The sequence below is a fragment of the Sphingomonas sp. FW306-1B-B10E genome (genome assembly GCF_058782005.1).
This window is the reverse complement of sequence record NZ_JBYSXG010000029.1, coordinates 47,956-56,808: the sequence shown is the minus strand read 5'-3', so window position 1 is coordinate 56,808 and position 8,853 is coordinate 47,956. Positions and strand designations below refer to the sequence as shown.

The following is an 8,853-nucleotide window of genomic DNA, read 5'->3' as shown; positions in this document are numbered from 1 at the left end:
CCCCCTCCCCGTGCCGGGGAGGATCAGCAGGAAGTCGCATCAAATCTTCCAGCCCGAATGGATCGCCACGAGCCCGCCGAGCAGCGGCTCGACCTTGGTCTGCGTGAAGCCCGCGTCGCGGATCATGCTTTCGAATTCGGGCATCGGCGGGAAGCGGCGGATCGATTCGATCAGATAGCGGTACGAATCGGAATCGTGGGCGAGCAGCTTGCCTAGCCGCGGCACGAGATGGTGCGAATAGGCGTCATATACCTGGCCGAATCCCGGCCACTGCGTCGTGGAGAATTCGAGGACGAAGAAGCGGCCGCCGCGCTTGAGGACGCGGTGTGCCTCGCGCAGGGCCTTGGGGATGTCGGTCACGTTGCGGATGCCGAAGGCGATGGTGTAGGCGTCGAAGAACCTGTCGGGCCATTGCAGGCTCTCGGCATTGGCCTCGCTCCACACCAGGCCGTCAATGCCGCGCTGCTGGGCACGCTCGACGCCGACCGCGAGCATTTCGGCATTGATGTCGGCGACGGTGATCGCCGCGCCCGACGGTGCCATGCGGAAGGCGATGTCGCCGGTGCCGCCGGCCATGTCGAGGATGTGCTCGCCGGCGCGCGGCTTGACGCGGCGGACGAACAGGTCCTTCCACAGGCGGTGCAGGCCCCCCGACATCGCATCGTTCATCAAATCGTATTTCGATGCGACGCTGGAAAAGACCTCGCCGACGCGGGCGGTCTTGTCCTCGGGGGCGATGTCTTCGTAACCGAAGGAGACGGTGTCGGGCATGTCCGGGGCCTTAGCGGGGCGGGGACGGGGTGCAAACCCCCGTCAGCCCGAGATAGGCGAGGCTATGCCGGAACTACCTGAAGTCGAGACGACGGTGCGCGGATTGGAGCCGGTGCTCAAGGGCGCGCGGATCGAGCGGGTGACGCTGCGGCGCGCGGACCTGCGGCGACCGTTTCCCGAGGATCTCGGCCAGCGGCTGACCGGCGCGACGGTGACCGGGCTCGGCCGGCGTGCCAAATACGGGCTGGTCGACACCGATCGCGGCGACACCATGGTTTTCCATCTCGGCATGTCGGGGCGCTGGCGGATCGACCCGGACGAGCTGGGCAAGCACGATCATTTCGTTATCGAGACCGCGAAGCACCGGCTCGCGCTCAACGACGCACGGCGATTCGGCTCGATCGACTTTGTCCGGACCGACGCGCTGGCGGAATGGCCTGCCTTCGCCGCGCTGGGTCCCGAGCCGCTCGGTGCCGAATTCGACGCGGCGCACCTCGCACGCGCATTCGAGAACCGCATCGCGCCGGTAAAGGCACTGCTGCTCGACCAGCGCGTCGTGGCGGGGCTCGGCAACATCTATGTCTGCGAGGCTTTGTACCTCGCGCGAATCGCGCCGACGCGCGCGGCGGGGACGATCACCAAGCCGCGGCTCGCCAGGCTGGTCGCGGCGATTCGTGAAGTGCTCGAGGCGGCGATTCGCGCCGGCGGGTCGACATTGCGCGATTATGCCCGGCCCGATGGCCAGCTCGGCTATTTCGCCAAGGAATGGCATGTATATGGCCGCGAAGGCGAGCCTTGCGAATGCGGAGGCCTGGTCGAGCGGCGGGTCGATTCCGGGCGATCGACCTTCTGGTGTCCGAAGTGCCAGAAATGATTGACCCGAATCGCCTCACACGTTAAGGGCCTCGCCTTTCCCGGCGTGGACCCGTGTCCGCGCCTCTCCTAATTGAGCAGGAACGAGACGGCATGGCGAATACGCCGCAAGCGAAGAAGCGTATCCGGCGGAACGACCGCCGCGCGGAGATCAACGGCAACCGCGTGAGCCGTATCCGCACCTTCCTCAAGAAGGTCGAGTCTGCGCTCGAATCGGGCGACAAGGCCGCCGCCGCGACCGCGCTTGCCGCCGCGCAGCCCGAGCTGCAGCGGGGCGTTGCCAAGGGCGTGCTCCACAAGAACACCGCCAGCCGGAAGTTCTCGCGCCTCAACAAGCGCGTGCAAGCGCTGGCGTAATCGTCACATTTCCGTAACGATGACCCCGCCGGACCCCTCCGGCGGGGTTTTTCGCGTGTGCAGCAAAGGCCTTAGCGACTGTCGCCGAACGGCACGGCCTAAGTCCCGGAAATCCAACGATTCGCATGCTTCAATTTTATGAAGGTTCAGCTAAGTCACTGATCTTTCAGGTCGAAATATGTGACAGCACGCAAATCCGTGGGTTATCCCGAGTCAACAAAACTATTTCACTTTCTTTGCATGCCGAGCCCTTGCTCGACTCAGTTTTCGGTTCCTAAAACAGTCCTCCCGGCGCGTTTCGTTGCCGGGCTTGGTGAAAAGCTCACGCGCCAGCCTGGGGGCATTTCCGGCTGCGGGGAGCCTTTGGTCGTAGCGGGTTTACGCGCGGAAAGGGTCTGCTTTCCGCGAAGGAGGGGTGCGTCGAAGTGACTCAGGTGCAGACACTGGAGCGGGGTGACATGGAGGCAGTCAGCAAGGCGTGGAGCCATGTGCGCGGCAACCTGCGGCGCTCTGCGGGTCAGCGCCTGTTCGACCAGTGGCTGAAGCCGGTGGTGCTGATTCCGGGCTCGACCAGCGACGCGGTGCGCCTCGGCCTGCCGTCGGCGTTCATGACGCAGTGGGTGAGGAATCACTATTCGGAGCGGCTGCTGCTCGAATTCCGTGCCGTGCTTCCCGAAGTGCTGAGCGTCACGATCGAGACGATGGCCGACGAGCCCGCGCGCGTGCTCAAGGCCGAGCCCGAAGCCGCGCCGGCGCCGCTGCCGCAGGGCGAGCGGCCGGCGTTCGATCCGCGCTTCACCTTCGAGCGCTTCGTCGTCGATTCGGCGAATCGCGTCGCGTTCAATGCCGCCAAGGCCGCGGCACAGCCGGGCGTGCCGCAGTTCAGCCCGCTCTACCTCCATGCCGGCACCGGCCAGGGCAAGACCCACCTGATGCACGCGCTGGGCCACGCGTTCCTCGAAGCGAACCCCGAGGCGACGGCGATCTACGTCACCGCCGAGCGCTTCATGTTCGAATTCGTCCAGGCGCTGCGCAACCGTGACACGCACGCGTTCAAGACGCGGCTGCGCTCGGTTGACCTGTTGATGATCGACGATCTCCAATTCATCGGCGGCAAGGACGCGACGCAGGAAGAGTTCTTCCACACGGTCAACGAGTTCATGTCGTCGGGCAAGCGGCTGGTGATCGCCGCCGATCGCGCGCCGCAGGCGCTCGAGGGCTTCGAGCCGCGGCTCGCCGGGCGGCTGGGCTCGGGTCTGGTGGCGGACATCAAGCCCGCCGAACTGGAGCTGCGCCGCGCAATCGTCGCGCGCAAGCTGGAAGACATGCCCGCAGTCGACATGCCGGCCGAGGTCGTCGACCTGCTCGCGGCGCGGATCACCTCCAACGTGCGCGAGCTCGAAGGCGCGCTCAATCGGCTGGTCGCCTATGCCAACCTGTCGAACGAGACGATCACGATCGACTTCGCGGTGGCAACGCTCGGCGAAGTGCTGCGCAACGCCCAGCGGCGGATCACGATCGACGAGATCCAGCGCGCGGTGTCGAGCCATTTCGAAGTCAAGCAGATCGACTTGATCTCGGAGCGTCGCGCGGTCGCGATCGCGCGCCCGCGCCAGATCGCGATGTATCTCGCCAAGCGGCTGACCACGCGCTCGCTTCCCGAGATCGGGCGCAAGTTCGGCAATCGCGACCATTCGACGGTGATCCACGCGGTGCGGCGGATCGAGGATCTGCGCAGCAAGGATGTCGAGATCGACGGCGCGGTCCGCGCGCTGATGCGCTCGCTCGAGGGCTGAGCGCGACTGGCTACCCACCCGAGGGTGGGAAGGGGTGGAGGAGACGAGAGCGGGGCAACGCTATTTGGTCACGCCTCCACCCCGATTGTCCTCCTGAAATCCCTCTCCCCTCGCGGGAGGGAGCCGATGAAATCGGCGGGAGGGTGAGGGGGAGGTGCCCACCAGACGTCCCCCCCATCCTTCCCACGCCTTCGGCGCGGCCCCCTTCCTTCTCCCACAAGGGGAGAAGGAGTCAGTTCAAGGCACGATCCGGAAGAAATAGCTGTAGCTGCGCTGGGTGCCGCCGACGTTCACGCGGTCGATCGTGACGTCGTAATAGGTGTTGGGCTGGAGCCCGCTGACCGCAAACTGGATGTTGTTGGGCAGGCCATAGCCCTGGGTGTCGTAGGCGATGCGCGAGACCGTCAGCGCCGCCCCGCCGCGGATGCGCACGGTGATCGCGGCATTCGAGAAGTCGACATTGGTGTTGGCCCATTTGCTGGTCTTGTTCGCGATCACGCCGAACGACAGCAAAGCGCGCGTGTCGAACAGTCGCGCCGGATAATCCTCGAACGGATAGGCGACGTAATCGGGCAGCGGACCGGTCGGGCCGGCCGGGCCGGCGGTGTCGAACACCTTCATCGCGGCGGCGTCGGCGCGGCTGCTGGTCTCGTAGCGCCCGGCGACGCGGCCATAAGCGATCGAGCCGAGAAACGGATCGAGCAGCCAGCGGCGATGCCCGACATTCTCGGCGACGATGTTCTGCACTTCGGTGAGCCAGCCGGCGATGACCTGCTCGTCGCTGATCAGGCCGAGCCCGGGGCCGGTGCCGCCATAAAGATTGCTCGATCCGGATGCGGTGGCGCCGGCGGCGGTGTAGCAGCGCCAGCTGGTCGGCGGGGTGTGGCTGAGCTGCGCGTTGGCGGCCTGCATCAGCGCCGATTGCTGCGCGCCGGGCTCGTCGGCCGGCGAATAGGTCACAGACGGCAGATGGTGCAGCGCGCGCACGGCGTTGAGCGTCTGCACGACCTGGCTGGTCACCGCCGGCTTGAGCAGACCGGGCTGGCACGCCGCGATGTCGGGCGCAGTGGTGTAGAGCGCGGCGGCGGCGGTGAAGAAGTCGCCCGGCACCGGCGTGGGGGTCGGAAAGGGTACCGGGACCGGCGTCGGAGTCGGGGTGGGACCGGGCGTGTCGATCGGCGGCGGGACGACGGTGCCGCCGCCATCGCTGCCTCCGCCGCCGCTGCACGCAGCGAGGGCCAGCAGCGGAATCATCAGCAGGGTCAATTGTTTACGCATCACGGCGCCCTCACGCGGGCGCGCCTGGTGCACGTCCCGAGCACAAGCGTAACGCCGCAACCTTGCCTGCGTTTCCGCCAAGCGTGGTTAGCGACGGGTCAATCGCATCCCGTGCCGGCCTTGCGCGCGGCCCAGGCGATCGCGCCGTCGATCATCTTGCGGTGCGCGGGGTCGGACCAGGCTTCGGGATTGTGCCCGAGCGCCGAGTAGAAGATCCGCGCCTTGTCGGCGCAGCGCCACCAGATCAGCGCGTGGCGATCGCCCATCCGGTGCCTGGGCTCGAGCCGCATGCCGGTTTCGTCGAGCCGGGCGAGGACATGCGCGTCGGGGCTGACGGGAGTCGAATAGGCATAATATTCCTCGGTCCAGCGCCACCGCGCGGGCAGGTGGCGGGTCGCGGGGTGGGTGCGATCGAGCAGGATCAGCGTGGATTGCTGGAACTGGTCCGCGCCGCCAGGATGGCCGGTATAGCCGCCATAACCGAGCAGCGCCTGATACCAGTCGGGATGGCTGCCGTCGCCCGCCCCGTGCAGCCCGACGAAACCGTGGCCGGCGGCGAGCCAAGCCTGGAAGGCGGCGCGCTGGTCGGGCGTGAACAAGTTGCCGGTCGCGCTGGCGAACACCACCGCATCGAAGCGGGCGAGCTGGGCCGGATTGAATATCGCGGCATTCTCGGTCGTGTAGACGCTCCAGCCGCGGGCACGGACGATCTGCCGGATTGCGGCGGTGGCGGCGGGGATGGAATCGTGGCGGAAGCTGTTGGTCTTGCTGAAGACGAGGACCGCCGGATGGCGGAGCGGCGGCAGCTGCGGCGCTACGGTGTCGAAGCTGGGGGTCGGGCGGGGGGGGTCGGGTGCGGTTTGCGGGAGTGCTGCCAAGCCGAGCAATAGCGGCACTGCGGCAAGCTTCAGTATCAACATCGTCCCTCTCCTCGGATATCCGCTCACCCTCACCCTTCCCACCGCCTTGCGGCGGCGGGCCCCTTCCCTCTCCCATCGGGAGAGGGAAGGGAGGCACCGAAGGCGCCGGAACGATGAGGGTGACGTATCTACACCTGCAATCCCACCGCTTGCTGCGCCGCCTCGAGCGTCGGCGCGGCGAGCGCGCTGGCGCGTTCGGCACCCTTGGCGAGTTGCGCCGCGACGGCGGTACGATCGTCGAGCAATTGCGTCAGGCGGTCACGTACCGGCGCCAGCACCGACACCGCGAGATCGGCGAGCGCCGGCTTGAACGCGCCGAAGCCCTGGCCTGCAAACTCCGCGACAACCGATTGCGGCTCGCGCTCGGCGAGCGCGGCGTAGATCGTCACGAGATTCTTCGCCTCGGGGCGCTCGGCGAGGCCGTCGAAGCTCTCGGGCAGCGGCTCGGGATCGGTCTTGGCCTTGCGGATCTTCGAGGCGATCGTGTCGTCGTCGTCGATCAGGTTGATTCGGCTCATGTCGGACGGGTCGGACTTGGACATCTTGGCGCTGCCGTCGCGCAAGCTCATGATCCGCGGCGCTGCCTTGCTGATCAGCGGTTCGGGAAGCGGAAACAGCTCGACTTCGAAGTCGGTGTTGAACTTGGCCGCGATGTCGCGGGCGAGCTCGAGATGCTGCTTCTGGTCCTCGCCGACGGGGACGTGGGTCGCCTGATAGACGAGGATGTCGGCGGCCTGGAGCACCGGATAAGTGAACAGTCCGACGCTGGCGCCTTCGCGATTCTTGCCGGCCTTGTCCTTCCACTGGGTCATCCGGTTGAGCCAACCCATCCGCGCGGTGCCCTGGAGAATCCAGCTCAGCTCCGAATGCGCGGGGACGCGCGCCTGGTTGAACAGGATCGAACGGTCGTCGATGCCGGCGGCGAGCAGGGTCGCGGCCATCTCGATCGTCGAATTGGCGAGTTCCTGCGGCGTGACGTTGCTGGTCAGCGCGTGGAGGTCGGCAAGGAAGAACAGGCATTCGCCCTGATCCTGCATCGCCACCCATTGCTTGATGGCACCCAGATAATTGCCGAGGTGAAGATTGCCGGTGGTCTGAATGCCGGAGACGACGCGCATGGTTTTACTCCGCGCCCGGTTGACCGTTCGGCCTTTGGACGGGCCGCGGGTCCGAGACGGCGGGGGCGCTGCCGCGTATCGATGTCAGGGACGGTGGGGCTCTAGCGTGCCGCGCGGCGGCGGGCCAGCGCCTTGAGGTCGGAGAGGCGAAACGCGCCGGTGGCGAAGCAAGCGACCGCGTAGATCGCACAGCCGGCGCCGACGAGCAGGACCAAAGCGCCGTAGCGCGTGACCATCGTGCCGCCGAGCCAGGGGTCGAGCAGCCAGTCGAAGCCGTAGAGCGCGATCCCCATCAGCACCGCGGCCAGCGCGAGGCGGGGCAGGCGGCGCTTCAATTGCGCGTCGATGACGAAATGGCCGCGCTTGCGCAGGGTAAGGTAGAGCATGACGACATTGACGGTCGACGAGAGCGCGGTGGCGAGCGGCGGCCCGATATAGCCGATCCAGGGGATCAGGATCAGGTTGGCGGCGATGTTCACGCCTACCGAGAGGATCGCGTAGCGGACGGGGGTCCTGGTGTCCTGCCGGGCATAATAGCCCGGGGTCAGCACCTTGATGATGACGTAGGAGGGCAGGCCAATGGAGAAGCCGGCAAGCGCCCAGGCGCAGGCGACAGTATCGGCTGCATCGAAATGACCGTATTGGAAGAGGCCGCGCACGATCGGCTCGGCGGCGACGATCAAGGCGACCATCGCGGGGAGGGTGAGGAACAGCGCCAGCTCCAGCCCGCGATTCTGCGTCTCCATCGCCTCGGCTTCCTCGCCCTTGCCGAGCAGGCGCGAGATCGTCGGGAGCAGGATCGTGCCGAGCCCGATGCCGATCATGCCGAGCGGCAGCTGATTCAGCCGATCGGCATAATAGATGTACGAGATCGAGCCTTCGCCGAGCAGATAGCCCGAGAGCGCAGTCGAGATGACGAGGTTGAGCTGGACCGCGCCGGCGCCGATTGCGGCGGGGAGGATCAGCTTCATCAGCTTGATCACTTCGGGATCGAGCCGGGGGCGGCGCGGGCGCAGCGACACGCCGGCGGCGCGGCAGGCGATCGCGAGCCAGGCCAATTGCAGCAGTCCGCCGAGCGGCACTGCGACGGCCTGGGCGCGCGCGGTCTCGTACGGCGTGCCGTTGAAGAAGAACAACGCCGTGACCATCGCGATGTTGAGCAGGATCGGCGCCGCGGCATTGACCCAGAATTTGTCGAGCGAATTGAGGATCCCGCCGAGCAAGGAGGCGAGGCAGATCAGCATCAGATAGGGGATGGTGATCCGGCTGAGCTGGACCGCGAAGGCGAATTGCTCGTGGCTTGGATTCTGGCGGTGGAAGCCGCCCGACAGCGCGGCGGTGAGCGGCCAGGCGGCGACGAGCATCACCACGGTCATCGCCGCCAGGAAAGTGAACAGCACCGCCAGCGCGCGCTCGGCGAATTCGAAGGCGGGCCCGCGCCCGCCCTCGGCGAGCGTGCGGTTGAACATCGGGATGAATGCCGACGAGAAGGCGCCCTCGGCGAAGAAGGCGCGAAACATGTTGGGCAGGCGGAACGCGACGAGGAACGCGTCCGACGCGAAATTCGCGCCGACATAGCGCGCCTGGAGCGAATCGCGGACGAGCGCGAGGACCCGGCTGGCGAGGGTGAGCCCGCCGACCGAGCCGAGCGTGCGCGCGAGATTCATGAAATAGGGACTGACATAAAATCCGTTCGCACTGAGCTTGTCGAAGTGCCGCTCTTCCTCACTGCCTCGCGAA

General features: G+C 66.7%; 8 protein-coding genes. 3 read left to right on the top strand and 5 right to left on the bottom strand.

Features of this window, described 5'->3' with window-relative positions:
* Nucleotides 1-39: 39 nt before the first annotated feature.
* Entirely contained in the window at nucleotides 40-771 is a 732-nt protein-coding gene (locus tag AC3WJI_RS12660) for a class I SAM-dependent methyltransferase (protein WP_492757630.1), read from the bottom strand.
* Nucleotides 772-835: 64 nt separating this feature from the next.
* Between AC3WJI_RS12660 and mutM the strand changes: the two genes are divergently transcribed.
* From mutM to dnaA, 3 genes are all read left to right on the top strand, one after another.
* A complete protein-coding gene (mutM, locus tag AC3WJI_RS12655; protein WP_492757629.1) occupies nucleotides 836-1,645 on the top strand; it encodes a bifunctional DNA-formamidopyrimidine glycosylase/DNA-(apurinic or apyrimidinic site) lyase in 810 nt (269 codons plus the stop codon).
* A gap of 92 nt (nucleotides 1,646-1,737) precedes the next feature.
* Nucleotides 1,738-2,001 carry a 30S ribosomal protein S20 gene (gene rpsT, locus AC3WJI_RS12650; RefSeq protein ID WP_492757628.1) on the top strand — a complete coding sequence of 88 codons (264 nt, stop codon included), beginning with the start codon at nucleotides 1,738-1,740 and terminating at the stop codon, nucleotides 1,999-2,001.
* Nucleotides 2,002-2,459: 458 nt separating this feature from the next.
* On the top strand, nucleotides 2,460-3,797 hold the full coding sequence (gene dnaA, locus AC3WJI_RS12645; protein WP_492757632.1) for a chromosomal replication initiator protein DnaA: 1,338 nt from the start codon (nucleotides 2,460-2,462) through the stop codon (nucleotides 3,795-3,797).
* A gap of 237 nt (nucleotides 3,798-4,034) precedes the next feature.
* On the opposite strand, the gene AC3WJI_RS12640 is transcribed toward dnaA, so the two are convergent.
* From AC3WJI_RS12640 to murJ, 4 genes are all read right to left on the bottom strand, one after another.
* On the bottom strand, nucleotides 4,035-5,075 hold the full coding sequence (locus AC3WJI_RS12640) for a CAP domain-containing protein (RefSeq protein WP_492757627.1): 1,041 nt from the start codon (nucleotides 5,073-5,075) through the stop codon (nucleotides 4,035-4,037).
* 98 nt (nucleotides 5,076-5,173) lie between these two features.
* The gene (locus AC3WJI_RS12635; RefSeq protein ID WP_492757626.1) at nucleotides 5,174-5,995 is read right to left on the bottom strand and encodes a ThuA domain-containing protein; all 822 of its coding nucleotides are present in this window, start codon (nucleotides 5,993-5,995) and stop codon (nucleotides 5,174-5,176) included.
* Between the two features lie 128 nt (nucleotides 5,996-6,123).
* Entirely contained in the window at nucleotides 6,124-7,113 is a 990-nt protein-coding gene (gene trpS / locus AC3WJI_RS12630; protein ID WP_492757625.1) for a tryptophan--tRNA ligase, read from the bottom strand.
* A gap of 101 nt (nucleotides 7,114-7,214) precedes the next feature.
* Nucleotides 7,215-8,780: a murein biosynthesis integral membrane protein MurJ gene (gene murJ / locus AC3WJI_RS12625; protein ID WP_492757624.1), complete on the bottom strand. Its 1,566-nt coding sequence runs from the start codon at nucleotides 8,778-8,780 to the stop codon at nucleotides 7,215-7,217.
* Nucleotides 8,781-8,853: the final 73 nt, after the last annotated feature.

Excerpts from the sequence above, each read along its gene's own strand:
- AC3WJI_RS12660 (WP_492757630.1), bottom strand. The coding sequence starts at position 771 with ATGCCCGACACCGTCTCCTTCGGTTACGAAGACATCGCCCCCGAGGAC.
- mutM (WP_492757629.1), top strand. The coding sequence starts at position 836 with ATGCCGGAACTACCTGAAGTCGAGACGACGGTGCGCGGATTGGAGCCG.
- rpsT (WP_492757628.1), top strand. The coding sequence starts at position 1,738 with ATGGCGAATACGCCGCAAGCGAAGAAGCGTATCCGGCGGAACGACCGC.
- dnaA (WP_492757632.1), top strand. The coding sequence starts at position 2,460 with ATGGAGGCAGTCAGCAAGGCGTGGAGCCATGTGCGCGGCAACCTGCGG.
- AC3WJI_RS12640 (WP_492757627.1), bottom strand. The coding sequence starts at position 5,075 with ATGCGTAAACAATTGACCCTGCTGATGATTCCGCTGCTGGCCCTCGCT.
- AC3WJI_RS12635 (WP_492757626.1), bottom strand. The coding sequence starts at position 5,995 with ATGTTGATACTGAAGCTTGCCGCAGTGCCGCTATTGCTCGGCTTGGCA.
- trpS (WP_492757625.1), bottom strand. The coding sequence starts at position 7,113 with ATGCGCGTCGTCTCCGGCATTCAGACCACCGGCAATCTTCACCTCGGC.
- murJ (WP_492757624.1), bottom strand. The coding sequence starts at position 8,780 with ATGAATCTCGCGCGCACGCTCGGCTCGGTCGGCGGGCTCACCCTCGCC.